This is a genomic window from Uliginosibacterium sangjuense (assembly GCF_059132465.1).
The window spans coordinates 1695616-1711266 of the sequence record NZ_CP101132.1; the positions used below are offsets into that span (position 1 = coordinate 1695616).

General features: G+C 66.9%; 10 protein-coding genes and 3 tRNA genes. 11 read left to right on the plus strand and 2 right to left on the minus strand.

Features of this window, described 5'->3' with window-relative positions; genetic code table 11:
- Window positions 1-78 precede the first annotated feature (78 nt).
- The 5 genes from NMB43_RS07725 (at window position 79) to NMB43_RS07745 (ending at window position 1548) form a co-directional block, all read left to right on the plus strand.
- Window positions 79-669: a peroxiredoxin gene (locus NMB43_RS07725; protein WP_494351571.1), complete on the plus strand. Its 591-nt coding sequence runs from the start codon at window positions 79-81 to the stop codon at window positions 667-669.
- On the plus strand, window positions 635-1114 hold the full coding sequence (locus NMB43_RS07730) for an FKBP-type peptidyl-prolyl cis-trans isomerase (RefSeq protein WP_494351572.1): 480 nt from the start codon (window positions 635-637) through the stop codon (window positions 1112-1114). The genes NMB43_RS07725 and NMB43_RS07730 overlap by 35 nt, the downstream gene beginning before the upstream one ends.
- A 108-nt stretch (window positions 1115-1222) precedes the next feature.
- A tRNA-Pro gene (locus NMB43_RS07735) sits at window positions 1223-1299 on the plus strand.
- Between the two features lie 45 nt (window positions 1300-1344).
- A tRNA-Arg gene (locus NMB43_RS07740) sits at window positions 1345-1421 on the plus strand.
- A gap of 51 nt (window positions 1422-1472) precedes the next feature.
- Window positions 1473-1548: transfer RNA gene (locus tag NMB43_RS07745), tRNA-His, on the plus strand.
- A gap of 61 nt (window positions 1549-1609) precedes the next feature.
- Here the strand turns inward: NMB43_RS07745 and NMB43_RS07750 are convergent.
- Complete coding sequence (locus tag NMB43_RS07750; protein WP_494351573.1) at window positions 1610-2179, minus strand: hypothetical protein; 570 nt, start codon at window positions 2177-2179, stop codon at window positions 1610-1612.
- A 302-nt stretch (window positions 2180-2481) separates the two neighbouring features.
- Here NMB43_RS07750 and NMB43_RS07755 point away from each other — a divergent pair, with 302 nt between their 5' ends.
- A complete protein-coding gene (locus tag NMB43_RS07755; protein WP_494351574.1) occupies window positions 2482-4959 on the plus strand; it encodes a two-component system response regulator in 2478 nt (825 codons plus the stop codon).
- 96 nt (window positions 4960-5055) lie between these two features.
- A complete protein-coding gene (parC, locus tag NMB43_RS07760; RefSeq protein ID WP_494351575.1) occupies window positions 5056-7440 on the plus strand; it encodes a DNA topoisomerase IV subunit A in 2385 nt (794 codons plus the stop codon).
- 47 nt (window positions 7441-7487) lie between these two features.
- Here the strand turns inward: parC and NMB43_RS07765 are convergent, their stop codons facing one another.
- Complete coding sequence (locus NMB43_RS07765; protein ID WP_494351576.1) at window positions 7488-8519, minus strand: alpha/beta hydrolase; 1032 nt, start codon at window positions 8517-8519, stop codon at window positions 7488-7490.
- Between the two features lie 225 nt (window positions 8520-8744).
- Between NMB43_RS07765 and NMB43_RS07770 the strand changes: the two genes are divergently transcribed.
- The 4 genes from NMB43_RS07770 to NMB43_RS07785 all read left to right on the plus strand — a co-directional run bounded on the left by NMB43_RS07770 (window position 8745) and on the right by NMB43_RS07785 (window position 15604).
- Window positions 8745-9929, plus strand: a complete 1185-nt coding sequence (locus NMB43_RS07770) for a branched-chain amino acid ABC transporter substrate-binding protein (protein WP_494351577.1) — start codon at window positions 8745-8747, stop codon at window positions 9927-9929.
- 269 nt (window positions 9930-10198) lie between these two features.
- Window positions 10199-10891 carry a translesion DNA synthesis-associated protein ImuA gene (imuA, locus tag NMB43_RS07775; RefSeq protein WP_494351578.1) on the plus strand — a complete coding sequence of 231 codons (693 nt, stop codon included), beginning with the start codon at window positions 10199-10201 and terminating at the stop codon, window positions 10889-10891.
- Between the two features lie 83 nt (window positions 10892-10974).
- Entirely contained in the window at window positions 10975-12438 is a 1464-nt protein-coding gene (locus tag NMB43_RS07780; protein WP_494351579.1) for a Y-family DNA polymerase, read from the plus strand.
- A complete protein-coding gene (locus NMB43_RS07785; protein WP_494351580.1) occupies window positions 12422-15604 on the plus strand; it encodes an error-prone DNA polymerase in 3183 nt (1060 codons plus the stop codon). Before NMB43_RS07780 ends, NMB43_RS07785 begins: the two co-directional genes overlap by 17 nt.
- The last annotated feature ends 47 nt before the right edge of the window (window positions 15605-15651 follow it).

Here is a 15651-nt window from a genome sequence, read left to right on the forward strand (position 1 = left end):
GTCGACACAACAATCAACTTGTGAATGCTTGGCCGGTTGACTAGATCAGAGGAAGCCCAACCCCCAGGAGGACTCCTCATGGCCCAGCTCGCCGGTTCGCCCACACACCGTTCCGTCACGCCGGCTGGGTTAGAATCCCCCGCGGGTCACGATGCACACTGCGTCGCGGTAGGCACCAAGGCGCCCACCTTCGTGCTGCCGGATGCCGACATGGAGATGTTCGACCTGCAGGCTGAACTCTCCCGTCGCATCGTGGTGCTAGGCTTCTTCGCACGCGACCGCATGCCTTCCAGCCTGCGCACGACCATCGCTTACTCCGACATCGAGAACGAGTTCAGCCAGGTCGGCGCAGAGGTGGCCTGCGTCAGCCTCGACGAGTGCCTGAATCACGCCGATTTCCGCGATGAACATGGCCTGGCGATCCGTCTCCTGTCTGATCCGGAAGCCGAAGTGTGCAGGCAGTATGGTGTCCTGCATCTGCGTGAAGTCGATGGCGTGACCCGAACGGCGGTGCAGCGTGTGACCTTCATTATCGGACGCGATGGCGTGATCCATCATGTTCTTGACGATGCCGGCTCGCGTGAACATGCGGCCACAGTACTTAACCTGGTCAAGGATTTATCAAGGAGCATCAATGGAAATCGTCAAGAACACCGTCGTCACGCTTGATTACACCGTGCGCGACCCCGATGGCAACCTGGTCGACGACGGCAAGCAGCCGCTGGTCTACCTGCATGGCGGCTATGACGCCATCTTCCCGCTGATCGAGGAAACCCTGCACGGCAAAAAGGAGGGCGACACGCTGCAGATCAAGCTGCAGCCTGACGACGCGTTCGGTGAATACGACGAGGAACTGGTGCTGATCGAGGACGCCAAGCTGTTCCCCGACAACATCGAGATCGGCATGGCCTTCGAGCGCGTCGGCGAAGACGGCGAGGAAGACATGGTCTTCCGCGTCACCGACATTGCCGACGGCAAGGTCGTGGTGGACGGCAATCACCCCCTGGCTGGCATGGCGCTGGTGTTCGACCTGAAGGTCGCCAGCGTTCGCATCGCCACGCAGGACGAGATCACCCACGGTCATGTGCACGGCCCGCACGGCCATCATCACTGATCAACTGCAGCGGATCGCTTCAATGGGCGGAGGTGTTTTCTCCGCCCATTGTCATTTCTCGCGATTGCGTTTGACGCCTTGGGCCGATCTACATATAATCTTGCGTCTCGGGGCGTAGCGCAGCCCGGTAGCGCGCTTGCTTTGGGAGCAAGATGTCGGAGGTTCGAATCCTCTCGCCCCGACCAGTTGCGTGACCCTTCCCGAGAACCTGTCCGAAGGCAAACCCAGGACTGCCCGTAGCTCAACTGGATAGAGCAACGGCCTTCTAAGCCGTAGGTTAGGGGTTCGATTCCCTTCGGGCAGGCCACCGAATTCGTCGTACCGCAGTAAAGCAGTAGAGTACCGAGCAGTTTCAATGGCGGCATTAGCTCAGTCGGTAGAGCATTGGATTGTGATTCCAAGTGTCACCGGTTCGATCCCGGTATGTCGCCCCAGATAAAAAGCCCGTGACCTTTGGTCACGGGCTTTTTGCTTTCATGCACCTGCTCCTGTGAGTCAGCGCTGCATGGCCTCGTCCAGCAGGCGACGCAGACGCAGCGCGGCGCGCTGGAAATCGAGTCCGTCGAGCAGGCCGGCGATGACCCGGGTCTCGTCGGGAGAGAGGGCACTCAGCGCGGGCTGCAGGCGTTCAAATTCGTCCAGCGCGGCAAAGGCCTGCTCCTCGACCAGGCCGATCAGGTGCTCCAGTTCCCGCCGCCCCGCCCCACCTGGGAGCGCTGGCGTGCCTGATTCCGGGGCTGCGGGCTGTTCGGCCAGCCAGGATTCGATTCTTGCCAGGACACACCGGTAGTGCTGTCCGGCCTCGGCCAGCAGGCGGGGCAGCTCGGCGTGGCGCCCCGCCTGGATGGCATCTTCAGCCAGCAGGGCCGCACGTGTGAAGCCGCCGTCGTCGAAGCGTCCGGCGGCGCCGCGCAGGCCGTGCAAGGTGGTGCCGATGGCGGCCCATTCGCCGCGTTGGCAGGCGTTCATCGCCTGCTGCATGGGCAGCCATGCCTGCCGCTGCAAGTCGCGTGCAGCGCTGGCCAGGGCCTGGGTTAGCCGGGTGTGGCGGCGGAGGGTATTCATGCGGGAAACGCTCGCTCTGGCTGGCGGATTCAGGGTAAACGCGTGCTCGATACCGTGGCCTGCGCAGCGAGGCGCGCCGGGCGGGCGCGGGGTAACAAGCCATGCAATCAGAGTATGGCAGCTGGGTGGTGGGATGCCAGTTCGGTCCGGTTCGCGGGCTCGAAGCAGTTCGTCACAGTTGGGGCCGCAAGGGCTATTCAGTCCGTTCCGGCCGGGCCGATAAGTGCGGGAGATGAAGTGCGCGGCGGGTCACGCCCGGACGCGACCGTGCCGATCCAGGCTGCCCCTTGGAGGAGACAGGCTTGAGCGAGAACGACACCCGCTATTGCCCGCGCGTGCTGGTCGTGGATGACGTGCCGGCGAACGTGAAGATGCTGTGTACCGCACTCGCCACCGATTACGAGGTTCGCTTCGCGACCTCCGGTCCCCAGGCGCTGGAGTTGATCGAACAGTGCAAGCCGGACCTGATCCTGCTCGACGTGATGATGCCCGGCATGAGCGGCCACGAGGTGCACCGGCGGCTGCGCGAGCGGGCCGAGTCGCGCACCATCCCGGTCATGTTCGTGACTGCGGACGATTCGCCGGAGAGCGAGCTGGAGGGGCTGGGCCACGGAGCCGACGACTATGTCACCAAGCCCTTCGTGATTCCCATTGTGCTGGCGCGGGTGCGCAACCTCTTGCAGCGCAGCCGCCTGCAGCGGGAACTGGAGCTCTCCTTGCTGGGGGCAAGCCAGGGCCTGTGGGAGTGGGAGGTGGCGGGGGCCGAGGTGTTCTTCAATGCCAACTGGGCCATTCCGCTGGGCTATGCGGCAGGGGAGATGCAGCCCTGCGTGATGCCCTGGGAACACGTCGTACACCCAGCTGACTGGGCGGTGCTGCGCGCCAGCCGGGATGCCTACCTGGCGGGGCAAGCGGAGGCCTTCGATCCCGAGCTGCGCATGCGCCACAAGAACGACAGCTTTGTCTGGATGCAGCTCCACGGCAGCACGGTGGAGCGCGATCGGGACGGCAAGGCGCGTCGCATGATGGGCACCTACATGGTCATCAGCCGGCGCAAGGAGGCCGAGCAGGCCTTGCGCGAGAACGAGCAGCGCCTGGCCACGGTGATTGCCTCGATGCAGGATGCGGTGATGGTGCTCGACAACGAGGGCTGCGTGACCCTGTTCCATGCCCCGGCCGAAAGCCCTTTGCATGAGCTGGCCGGTTCGGTGCTGGGGCGCGACTACCACGCGGTCTTGCCGGAGGAAATGGCGCTGCTGCTCGATGCCTTGCCGCCAGCGAGCCAGCGGCAGCATCGCCCGATGCGGCATGAGCTGAGCCTGGACCTGCGGGGGCAGGTGCTGCACCTGCAGGCAAGCGTGAGCCAGCTTGCCACCGCCGATGAGGAGCCGACCGGCTTGCTGGTCGTGGTGCAGGACGTGACGGCCCGCAAGCGAGCGGAGGAGGAGATCCGCTCGCTGGCCTTCTACGATCCCCTGACCCGTTTACCGAACCGGCGCCTGTTGCGTGACCGCCTGCGCCATGCCATGAACAGCAGCGCACGCTCTCGCAGCTACGGGGCGCTGATGCTGATCGACCTGGACGACTTCAAGAAACTCAACGACACCCTGGGGCATGACGCGGGCGACCGCCTGCTGGTCGCCATCGCGCAGCGCCTCACCCAGGGCGTGCGGGGCTCTGACACGCTCGCGCGCGTGGGGGGGGATGAATTCGTGTTGCTGCTGGAAGAGCTGGGCGAGCAGATGGATGAGGCGGCGCTGAGCGCACAGCGCATCGGCGAAAAGGTGTTGCGCGCACTGCACGAATCCGGTGAGGCGGCGTATGGCGGACGGGGAATCTCCGCCTCGATCGGAGCGAGTCTGTTCCTGGGGCATGAGCAGAACGAGGAGCAACTGATCAAGCAGGCCGACCTGGCGATGTACAGCGCCAAGGCAGACGGCCGGGCAACCTTGCGTTTCTTCGACCCGATGATGGAGTTGCGGGTGGCCGAGCATGTGGACATGGAGCGGGCCATTCACCGCTCGCTGCAAGCCGGCGACTTCTTCCTGCTGTACCACCCGCAGGTCGACCGTGCGGGGCGGATGGTCGGCGTGGAGGCGCTGGCGCGCTGGAACCACCCGGAGCGCGGCATCCTCAGCCCCAGTCAGTTCATTCCCGTTGCCGAGGAAACCGGCCTCATCGTGCCACTCGGCAGTTTCATCCTCGATGCAGCCTGCAGCCAGTTGGCCCGCTGGCAAGGACAGACCGGCATGGAGGAGCTGGCCATGGCGATCAACATCAGTGCCCTGCAGTTCCAGCGCGCCGATTTCGTCGAGCGGGTGGCCAGCGCCATCCAGCGCTGCAACGTGGATGCGCGCCAGCTCAAGCTGGAGATCACCGAGAGCGTGCTGTTGACTGATGTGGAGACGGTAGTCCAGCGCATGCTGCAGTTGTCCAACCTGGGGGTGCGCATCTCGCTGGACGACTTCGGCACCGGCTATTCCTCGCTGTCGTACCTGAAGCAGTTGCCCCTGCACGAACTGAAGATCGACCAGTCCTTCGTGCGCAGTGCGCCGAGCAACGAGATCGACGTGGCCATCGTGCGCGCCATCAGCACCCTGGGGCGCAGCCTCGGGCTGACGGTGGTGGCCGAGGGGGTGGAGAGCGAGGCGGAGTGGCGTCTGTTGCGGGCCGAGGACTGCCACGAATTCCAGGGCTTCTATTTCAGCCTGCCGGTTCCTGCGGCCCAGATCGAGGCCTTGGTCCAGGTGGGGCCATTGCGGGCGGCCGACCTGCACTGAGCGGGCCGATTGCGCCGGGCTGCAGCGGGTGGGGCGCGGGACCGCGCCGAAGCTGCGATAATTCGCGCCGGATGAAGTCCTCTGGTCACGAATCGCATGCATAACGAGCAAGAACCCGATCTCTTCGGCGACGATGACGTTGCCGCCGCTCCCACCGCCGAGCTGCCACCGGACGAACCGCCCGCACCGCCGGCGGCGCCGACCCTGGCCGAGCTGCCGGACGATCACCTGCCCATCGCCGCTTTCGCCGAGCGCGCCTATCTTGCCTATGCCATGAGCGTAGTGCGCGGCCGTGCGTTGCCGCAGGTGGAGGACGGCATGAAGCCGGTTCAGCGCCGCATCCTGTTCGCCATGAACGAGATGCGTCTGAACCCGACGGCCAAGCCGGTGAAGTCGGCGCGTGTCGTGGGTGACGTGATCGGTAAGTTGCACCCGCACGGTGACCAGTCGGTGTACGACGCAGCCGTGCGTCTGGCGCAGGACTTCTCGCTGCGCTACCCGCTGATCGACGGCCAGGGCAACTTCGGCTCGCGCGATGGCGACGGCGCGGCGGCGATGCGTTACACCGAAATGCGCCTGACGCCGATCGCCGAGCTGCTGCTGTCCGAGATCGACATGGGTACGGTGGACTTCGTGCCCAACTACGACGGCGCCTTCGACGAGCCCAAGCTGTTCCCGGCACGCCTGCCCATGCTGCTGCTCAACGGTGCTTCGGGCATCGCGGTGGGGATGGCGACGGAATGCCAGCCGCATAACCTGCGCGAAGTCTCGGCAGCGGCGCAACTACTGATCAAGAAGCCGAACGCTTCGCTCGACGACATCCGCGAAGTGCTGCCGGGGCCGGACTTCCCGGGGGGTGGCCAGATCATCTCGCCGGACAATGTGCTGCGCGACATCTACGAGAGCGGCCGTGGCTCGATCCGCATGCGTGCGCGCTGGCGCATCGAGCAACTGGCGCGCGGCGCCTGGCGCGTCATCATCAATGAACTGCCGCATGGCGTATCGACCGCCAAGGTGCTGTCGGAGATCGAGGCCGTCACCAACCCGCAGCCCAAGACGGGCAAGAAGGAGGTGACGCAGGAGGAGAAGAACAACAAGGCCCTGGTGCTGGGCGTGCTGGATACGGCGCGCGACGAGTCTTCCGACAAGGAGCCGGTACGCCTGGTGTTCGAACCCAAGACCCGCACGCAGGAGCCGGACGAGCTGATGCGCGTGCTGCTGGCGCATACCAGCCTGGAAACCACGGTGCCGATGAACTTCACGGTCATCGGCCTCGACGGCCGGCCGGCGCAGAAGGGTATCAAGGCGATGCTGGAGGAGTGGATCAGCTTCCGCTTTGCCACAGTCGAGCGCCGTACGCGGCATCGCCTGGGGCAGGTCGAGCGCCGCATCCACATCCTCGAAGGGCGTCAGATCGCCTGGCTGCACATCGACGAAGTCATCAAGGTCATCCGCGAGGCGGATGAGCCCAAGGCCGAGCTGATCGCGCGCTTCGGCCTGTCCGAGACGCAGGCCGAGGACATTCTGGAAATCCGCCTGCGCCAGTTGGCCAAGCTGGAATACATCGCCATCGAGAAGGAGCTGGCGGCGCTGCGCGAAGAGCAGGCGGGTCTTGTCGAGCTGCTCGAGAATCGCAACGCGATGACCAAGCTGATCCTCAAGGAAATCGCGGAGGACACCAAGAAGCATGGCGACGACCGCCGCACGCTGATCGAGGCGGCGGTGTCGGTGGCGGCCGTGGAGGCGCCGGTGCTGGACGAGCCGGTCACCGTGATCCTGTCGAAGAATGGCTGGGTGCGCACCCGCCAGGGCCATGGCATCGACCCGCAGACGCTGAGCTACAAGCAGGGAGATACCGCCATGCTGGTGGCCGAGGCGCGCACCACCTGGCCGCTGATCCTGGTCGACACCATGGGTCGTGCGTATTCCGTACGCATCTCCGATCTGCCGGGCGGGCGCGGCGATGGCGTACCCATCAGCACGCTGATCGAGCTGCAGCCCGGGGCACGTATCGCGCAGGCGCTGACCGACGACCCGATCCGCGAATACTTCTTCGCCAACTCCGGCAGCTACGGTTTCATCACCAAGCTGGAAGAACTGGTTACGCGTCAGCGCGCCGGCAAGGCCTTCATGACCCTGGAGGACAAGGAGACCGTGCTGGCACCGGCACGCGTCGAGGGTGAATGGCTTGCTGCGGCATCTGCCAATGGTCGCCTGCTCTACTTCCCGCGCGCCGAGATGAAGGTGATGCCACGCGGTCGCGGCATGATCGTCATGGGCCTGGACGAGAAGGAAGAGCTGGTGGCCGTGTGCTGTCCGCCGGTCGATGCCGTCAAGGTGATCGGCGCGGGTCGGGGTGGTAAGGACATCGAACTGGTGGTGAAGGGTGTGGCGCTGGAGGCCTGCCGGGGCAAGCGTGCGCGCAAGGGGGGCACGCTGACACCGAAGGTGAAACCGGTGGGACTGATCAAGGTGGAGTGAGTCAGGACTGAAGCAAAAAGGCGGAGCCAGGCTCCGCCTTTTTGCGTTTACGCCTTTACCCGTTTCAGCCGATAGCTGCGCGTCTCCGGCTGGTACTGGCGGGTCTTGATGTCCTGGGGCTCGGTGCCGTTCAGCACGGCCAGCACGTCGCGCCGCACGGTGTCGTCGAGGCGGTAGTACTGGTGGGTCGTGATGTCGTCCAGGCCGCCGACGACCGGCTCGCAGTTCACCACGCTCACCTTGTCGGGCAGCAGGCGCGCGTTGCGCGGGCCGCCGGCACCAAGGCGGTCCGGATTGCCCTTGGTCACGTCGCTGACCACCAGGGCCTTGTCGCCGGGGTGGTGATAGACCGTGACGCGGCGTGCCATGTCGGGCAGCCCGGCCAGCTTGTGTTCCAGCTCGAAGGCGTCGTCGTCCTCATCGGCCGCAAACAGCACGATCTGGTCGAGCAGGCGGCGCAGCTTGCTGCCGGTGCTGCCGCGGATGCCTTGCAGCGCCCAGCGCAGCGCGTAGTTGCCCATGCTGTGGGCGAACAGATGCACGCGCTGGCCGCAGAAGTCCTCGGGGCGCGAACTGCTGAGAAAGCTGGCGAGCTTCTGCAGGCCGCGGCCCAAGGCTACGCCGGATGCACGCGCGTCGTCGCGGTCGCTGGCGTAGGCCTTGAAGGGCAGCATGGAGCCGTCCGACGGCCAGGTGAACAGGAAGAAGCTCATTGGCCTGTCGCCATAGAAGGCCTTGAGCTGCGCGGTGCGCTGGATCGCCTCGGCGAAGCTGTAGTTGAAGCCGTGGATGGAGATCACGCAGTCCTGCTTCTGCGCCTGCATCTCGCGCTGCACCTCCTCGAAGATCGCCTTGCTGCCCAGCTTCTGTTTGCTGAGATCGCCCACGCTGGCGGCAGCGAGACCGACGTCCAGTTTTTCGTCGGCCACCGTGAGCGTGTACTTGTCGAGTTTCTTGCCGCTGACATCCGCCCAGCCAAAGCGCAGGTCGGTCAGCCCGTTGGCGCTGAAAGTCTTGCCGAAGTCGGTGGGTTTGTCGGGGTCGTTGGGATTGCGGTTGGTGGCGAAATAGATGCGCATGGACTCTTCTCCTTTGTGGTGTGCTTTGGGGCTGGCGCGGATCGTCTCGCCAGACTGTAGGTTAGAGGGCTCAGGTGACGGCGCAAGCACAGCCTGCGGGCTTGCCCGGGAGGGTAGTGGTCGCCCGCAGGGGCACGGGTTTGTTGACCCAGCCTGGCGTCGGGCGCATCGTTTTCGGTCAACATCTGTTTCTTTGCCCTGATCCACTCCACGGAGACATCCCTTATGACGACTCGCAATCCCTTGCGCCTGCTGCCTCTGGCGGGCCTGGCACTGCTTGCTGCCGCCTGCAGCCCGAAGAAGGACGAGGCAGCCGCACCGGCGGCGGCACCCGCAGCCGAAGTCCAGGTCGTCAAGATCGGCTTCTCGGCACCGCTGACCGGCCCACAGGCCCATTACGGCAAGGGTTATCAGAACGGTGTGCAACTGGCCATCGACGACGTGAACGAAACGAAACCGGTGATTGGTGGCAAGGCGGTGAAGTTCGAGCTGTTCGCCGAGGACGACATGGCCGACCCGAAGACGGCGACGCAGGTGGCGCAGCGCATTCTCGATGGCGGCATCAAGGGCATGATCGGCCACTTCAACTCGGGTACCTCGATCCCGGCGTCGAAGGTGTACTCGGACGCCGGCATGCCGCAGATCGCCATGGCGACCGCGCCGGCCTTCACCCAGCAGGGCTTCAAGACGACCTTCCGCTCGATGACCTCCGACACCCAGCAAGGCTCGGTGATGGGGCGTTACGTGGTGGAGAAGCTCGGCGCGAAGAAGATCGCGATCATCGATGACCGTACCGCCTACGGTCAGGGCCTGGCGGATGAGTTCGAAAAGGCGGCCAAGGCGGCCGGCGGCAACATCGTGGCGCGCGAGTTCACCACCGACAAAGCCAGCGACTTCATGGCCATCCTCACCAAGATCAAGGGGGCCAAGCCGGACGCGGTGTTCTTCGGTGGTACCGATGCGCAGTCCGGCCCGATGGCCAAACAGATGCGCCAGATTGGCGTCAAGGTCCCCCTGGTGTCGGGCGAGATGACGCGTTCGGACACCTTCCTCAAACTGGCGGGCGAAGCGGCCGAAGGCACCATTGCCTCGCTGGCGGGTGTGCCGCTCGACAAGATGCCCGGCGGCAAGGAGTTCGAGGCGCGCTTCAAGGCCCGCTTTGGCGACATGGAGATCTACTCGCCCTATGGTTACGACGCGACGCGCGTGCTGTTGGCGGCGATGCAGAAGGCGGATTCCGTGGAGCCCGCCACCTATCTCCCGGTGCTGGCGACGATCCAGCATGCCGGCGTGACCGCGCCGGACATCGCCTATGACGAGAAGGGCGACCTCAAGAGCGGCGGCATCACCGTCTACAAGGTGGAGAAGGGCGCCTGGACGGTGCTGGAGAGCATCGGCGGCGCGCAGTAAGGCTGCGTCGTCTAGCACGGATCGACAGGCCGGCTTTGCCGGCCTGTTTCTTTTCCGCATGTCATTCCCGCGAAAGCGGGAATCCACGTGTTCCCATAGTGCTGGCTCTTCACGCGAAAGTGGATTCCCGCTTTCGCGGGAATGACGAGCCCCTCTGCGTCGACAAGTCAGAGGCATGAGTGCTGGGCATGGAGCGAACCGGCAAGTGGACTGGCAAGTTTTGTTTTGCTGTATAAAAATACAGATAAACACAACCCTCTCTTCGCGCCATGTCCGCCTTGCCTTCCCTGCAGACCGTCCTGCAACGCCCCGATGTCTGGCGCGGCGACCGCTTGGCCGCGCTGGACAAGGCGGCCATTCCGACCGGCTTTGCGCCGCTTGACGAGGCCTTGCCCGGCGCAGGCTGGCCGCGTGGGGCGCTGATCGAGTTGCTGGCGGCACAGCAAGGCATCGGTGAGCTGTCCTTGCTCTTGCCCGCCTTGCGCGCGTGCGCCGCCGAGGCGCCCATCGTGCTGGTCGCCCCGCCGGGTGAGGTGCATGCGCCGGCCTGGGCGGCGCAGTTTCCACTGGCCCGCCTGCTGCTCGTGCGTGCTGGGCGGGACGACATTGCCTGGAGCACCGAGCTGCTGCTCGCCAGCGGTGGCGTGGGCGCGGTGCTGGCCTGGCTGCCGGCGCAGACCGACAACAAATCCCTGCGTCGCCTGCAATTGGCGGCCGAGGGGCGCCGCGGCCTGGCTTTCCTGTGCCGTCCGCAGGCTGCCGCGCAGGCGGCATCGCCGGCACCCCTGCGTCTGCAATTGACGGGCAGTGCCCAGGGCTTGCGGGTGGATATCCTGAAGCGGCGTGGGCCGGTCTGCGCGCAGCCGCTCTGGCTGAACGTGGCGCGCCCGGTGGCGCTGGCGCGGCAGGTGTCAGGAGGCGCGCCGGCACCCGTCAAGCCCCATCTGGTGACACAGGGGTGAGCGGGATGCCGGGCGATTCCTCCGCGCTTCTTCTTGTGCGTGACGGCAGCCTGGCGTGCCGATGGCCGTGTTGCGCCTGAGCCATGGATGCGTCTCGACCTGCCAGCCTGTGGCTGGCGCTCCGCCTCTTCCGTCTGCCGCTTGAATGGGGCGGCGCCCCGCCGGCCGAGCCGAGCGTGGTGGTCGAGGCGCATCGCGTGTGGTGTGCCAACGCGGCTGCCGAAGCCCTGGGCATACAGGTCGGGCTACGCCTGGCCGCCGCCTTGGGCATGGCGCCAGGGTTGTTGGTGCAGGAACGCAAGCCGCAGCAGGAGCAGGCGGCGCTGCAGCGCCTGGCCTGTTGGGCGGGGGGCTTCACGCCCGAGGTCTGCCTGGCCGCCGAGGATGAGCTCTTGCTCGAAATCGGTGGCTGCCTGCGTCTCTTCGGCGGCCTGGATGTCTTGCTCGACGCCATCCGCACCGGTCTGCACGCGCAGGCCTATTCCTTTCACATGGCGCTCGCGCCTACACCCCTGGCAGCGCAATGGTTGGTGCGTGCCGGGGCGGAAGCCCGCTGCGTCGATCCGGCTGCCTTGCCTGAGGTCCTCGGGCCGCTGCCGGTCGCGGTGATGGGCCTGTCCGCGCGTGACGACAGGACGCTGGGCGCCCTCGGCGTGCATGCCTTGCAGGATTTGTTTGCCCTGCCAGCCGCGGGGCTGGCGCGCCGTTTCGGGACGGGTGTGCCGCTGCGGCTGGCCCAGGCGCTGGGCAGTGCGCCCGATCCGCGGGCGCGCTTCGCTTTTCCGGAGCAGTTCGCCCAGGGCATGGAACTGCCGGCCAAGGTGGAGAGTGCGCCGATGCTGTTGTTCGCGGCGCGGCGTCTGCTCGCCGGGCTGGCCGGCTGGCTGGGGCAGCGGGTGTGTGGCGTGGCCGAGTGCGAGCTGTCGATGACGCATGAGGATGAGGCGCCGACGCAGCTGATCCTGGCCTTTGCCGGTGCCACACGCGACCTGCCGCGTATGGAGCGGGTGCTGCGCGAGCGCCTGGAGCGTCTCGAATTGCGCCAGCCTGCGATCGAGCTGAGTCTGCGTGCCGATGCGCCACGCCTGCTGCCCGGGACCAGCCTGGGCCTGTTCGCGCAGGCGGCGACCGAGGCGCTGGACCCGGTCATCGAACGCCTGCGTGCCCGCCTGGGGCAGGAGGCGGTGCATGGCCTGATGGTGCATCCCGACCATCGCCCGGAGTGCGCTTCGCGGCCCTTGGTGGAGGGCGCACGCGCCGAGACACAGCGCCGGCCGGGGCCACCGCGCCCGCTGTGGCTGCTGGCGCGGCCACGGCGTCTGGCGGAGCGGGGTGGCAGCCTGCATCACGGCGGCCCCTTGCAGCGCCTGGCCGGGCCGGAGCGCATCGAGAGCGGCTGGTGGAGTGCGGGGTGGGGTGCAGACCCCGCCGCCCAGGCGCCGGGCGACGTCCGCCGCGATTACTACGTCGCGCTGTCGCAGGCGGGCGAGTGGCTGTGGATCTATCGCGACGAGGAAGGCTGGTGGCTGCATGGCTTCTTTGCCTGACTATGCCGAGCTGCACTGCCTGACGAACTTCAGCTTCCTGCGCGGAGCCTCGCATCCGGCCGAGCTGATGGCGCAAGCCCGTCAGCGTGGCTACCAGGCCTTGGCGATCACCGATGAATGCTCGGTGGCCGGTGTGGTGCAGGCCTGGCAGGCGCTGCGCGACATGCAGGCGGAGGACGAGCGCGCGGCGAAGGAGGTAGAGGATGCAGGGGCGCCGCCGCCCGTCTTCCTGCCCATGCCCAAGCTGATCGTGGGCAGCGAGTTCGTGCTGAGCGATGGCCTGAAGCTGGTGCTGCTGGCCCGCAACCGTGCCGGCTACGGCAACCTGTGCGCGCTGATCACGCTGGCGCGGGGGCGGGCGGGGAAGGGGGATTACCTCCTGCAGCGCGGCGACCTGGGTGGCGTCTTGCCCGAGACCGGCGCGGTGCCGGATTGCCTGGCCCTGTGGGTGCCGGGCGCAGCGCCGGACGAGGCGGATGCTGCCTGGCTGGCCGAGCGTTTTCCGGGGCGGTTGTGGATCGCGGTCGAACTGCTGTGCGCGGCGGACGATGCGACGCGCCTGGCCCGGCTGCGCGAGATCGGCGCGCGCCACAAGCTGCCGCTGGTGGCGGCCGGCGATGTGCACATGCATGCGCGCGGACGACGCCCCCTGCAGGACACGCTGACCGCGATCCGCCTGCGCAGCACGGTGTTCGAGGCCGGGCTGGCCTTGTTTCCGAATGCCGAGCGCCACCTGCGCACGCGGATGCGCCTGGCGCGGCTCTATCCACCGGAACTGCTGGCCGAGACCCTGCGTGTCGCGGCGCTGTGCGACTTCGATCTGGGCACGTTGCGCTACGAGTACCCGGACGAGATCGTGCCCGCCGGCTACACGCCCACCCGCTACCTGCGCCAGGAGACCGAGACCGGCTTGCTGCGCCGCTACCCGCATGGCATTCCGGACAAGGTGCGGGCCGACGTGGAGAAGGAACTGGCCCTGATTGCCGAGAAGCGCTACGAACCCTTCTTCCTGACCGTCTACGACATTGTGCTGTTCGCGCGCCGCCAGGGCATCTTGTGCCAGGGGCGCGGCTCGGCGGCGAACTCGGTGGTCTGCTACGCCCTCGGCATCACTGCGGTGGACCCGATGCGTGCGAGCCTGCTGTTCGAGCGCTTCCTGTCGCGTGAACGCGACGAACCGCCGGATATCGACGTCGACTTCGAACACGAGCGGCGCGAGGAGGTGATCCAGTACATCTACGCGAAGTACGGTCGCAATCGCGCTGCGTTGGCCGCCACCGTGATCCGCTACCGGCGGCGCAGTGCGCTGCGCGACGTCGGGTTGGCGCTGGGCTTCGGCGAAGAACAGGTGGCCGCGCTGAGCGGTTCATTGGCCTGGTGGGACAGCCGCGATCAGTTGCCGGCGCGCATGGCCGAGGCCGGCCTGTCCTTGCAGAGTCCGCGTGTGCGCCAGTGGCTGGCGCTGAGCGATGCGATCCGCAGCTTTCCGCGCCACCTGTCGCAGCACGTGGGCGGCTTCGTCATCTCGCAAGGGCCGCTGGCGCACCTGGTGCCGGTGGAGAACGCGGCGATGGCGGAGCGCACCGTCATCCAGTGGGACAAGGACGACCTGGAGTCGCTGGGCCTGCTCAAGGTCGACGTGCTGGCGCTGGGCATGCTGACGGTGATCCGCAAGGCGCTGGCGCTCATTTCGCAGCGACGTGGCCTGGGCACGCCCATGTCCATGGACGACATTCCGCCGAAGGACAAGCCGACCTTCGACATGATCAGTGCGGCCGACACCATCGGCGTGTTCCAGATCGAATCGCGCGCGCAGATGAGCATGCTGCCGCGCCTGCGCCCGCAGAAGTTCTACGACCTCGTGGTGCAGGTCGCCATCGTGCGGCCGGGGCCGATCCAGGGCGGCATGGTGCATCCCTTCCTCGCCGGCCACCGCGCGCAGGCGCCGGTGCAGCGCATCAGCCCCGAGGTGGATGCCGTGCTGGCTCGCACCTGGGGCGTGCCGATCTTCCAGGAACAGGTGATGCAGCTCGCCGTGGTGGCGGCCGATTTCTCGCCTGGCGAAGCGGACCAGTTGCGTCGCGCCATGGCCTCCTGGAAGAAGAAGGGGCACCTGGAGCGCTTCAAGGACAAGCTGCGTGCTGGCATGGAAAGTCGTGGGCTGGCTGCCTTCGCTGAGCAACTGTGTCGCCAGATCGAGGGCTTCGGCGAATACGGCTTCCCCGAGTCGCACGCGGCCAGTTTTGCTCTGCTGGCCTACGTCTCGGCCTGGATCAAGCGGCATGAGCCGGAGGCCTTCCTGTGCGCCTTGCTCGACAGCCAGCCGATGGGTTTCTACCCGCCCGCGCAGTTGCTGCAGGACGCCCGCCGCCATGGGGTGGAGGTGCTGCCGCCGGATGTCACGACCAGCGCGGACGTGTGCACGCTGCTGCCGCGCGGCCGGGGCCGGCCGGCGGTACGCCTGGGCCTGCTGCAGGTGGCCGGGCTGTCGGCCGAGGCCGCGCAGGCCATCGTCGCGGCGCGCGGGCTACGGGCTTTCCGCGATGTGCAGGACCTGGCCCTGCGCTGCGCGCTGGACACCGGCTTGCTGCGACGCCTGGCCGAGGCCGACGCCCTGTCCGCCCTGGCCGGGCACCGTCGGCAGGCGACCTGGCAGGTCAGTGGCGTGCAATTGGCGAGCACGCCCGTGCAGGGCGATCTGTTCGATGCCAGTCCCGCGACCGAAGCCGCCTTGCGCCTGAGCGCGCCGCCGGTGGGCGAGAGCCTGGTGGCGGACTACGCCAGCTTGGGGCTCAGCCTGCGCCCGCATCCGCTGACCCTGTTGCGCCACCGCTTGGCCGCGCGCCGCTTCCTGAGTGCCGAGGCGATCCGGGCTGCCGGGGACCGGGCGCTGGCCCGCGCCGTGGGCATCGTCACCAGCCGGCAACGCCCCGGTTCGGGCGAGAACGTGTTCGTGACGCTGGAAGACGAGACCGGTATGACCAACGTGATCGTACGGCCGCGCGTGGCCGAGCGCTTCCGCCGCGAACTGCTGGGCGCACGCCTGCTGGGCGTGTTCGGGCAGGTCCAGGCCGCCGACGGGGTGACGCACGTCATCGCCCAGCGCCTATTGGACCTGACGCCCTGGCTGGGCCGGCTGGACACCAGCAGCCGCGATTTCCATTGAGCAGGACGGTTGTTTTGTTGCTTTGCAGCACGTTCCACCCGGCAGAG

Coding starts and splice junctions, on each gene's coding strand:
- NMB43_RS07770 (WP_494351577.1), top strand. CDS start 8,745: ATGACGACTCGCAATCCCTTGCGCCTGCTGCCTCTGGCGGGCCTGGCA.
- NMB43_RS07750 (WP_494351573.1), bottom strand. CDS start 2,179: ATGAATACCCTCCGCCGCCACACCCGGCTAACCCAGGCCCTGGCCAGC.
- NMB43_RS07730 (WP_494351572.1), top strand. CDS start 635: ATGGAAATCGTCAAGAACACCGTCGTCACGCTTGATTACACCGTGCGC.
- NMB43_RS07765 (WP_494351576.1), bottom strand. CDS start 8,519: ATGCGCATCTATTTCGCCACCAACCGCAATCCCAACGACCCCGACAAA.
- NMB43_RS07785 (WP_494351580.1), top strand. CDS start 12,422: ATGGCTTCTTTGCCTGACTATGCCGAGCTGCACTGCCTGACGAACTTC.
- imuA (WP_494351578.1), top strand. CDS start 10,199: ATGTCCGCCTTGCCTTCCCTGCAGACCGTCCTGCAACGCCCCGATGTC.
- NMB43_RS07725 (WP_494351571.1), top strand. CDS start 79: ATGGCCCAGCTCGCCGGTTCGCCCACACACCGTTCCGTCACGCCGGCT.
- NMB43_RS07780 (WP_494351579.1), top strand. CDS start 10,975: ATGGATGCGTCTCGACCTGCCAGCCTGTGGCTGGCGCTCCGCCTCTTC.
- parC (WP_494351575.1), top strand. CDS start 5,056: ATGCATAACGAGCAAGAACCCGATCTCTTCGGCGACGATGACGTTGCC.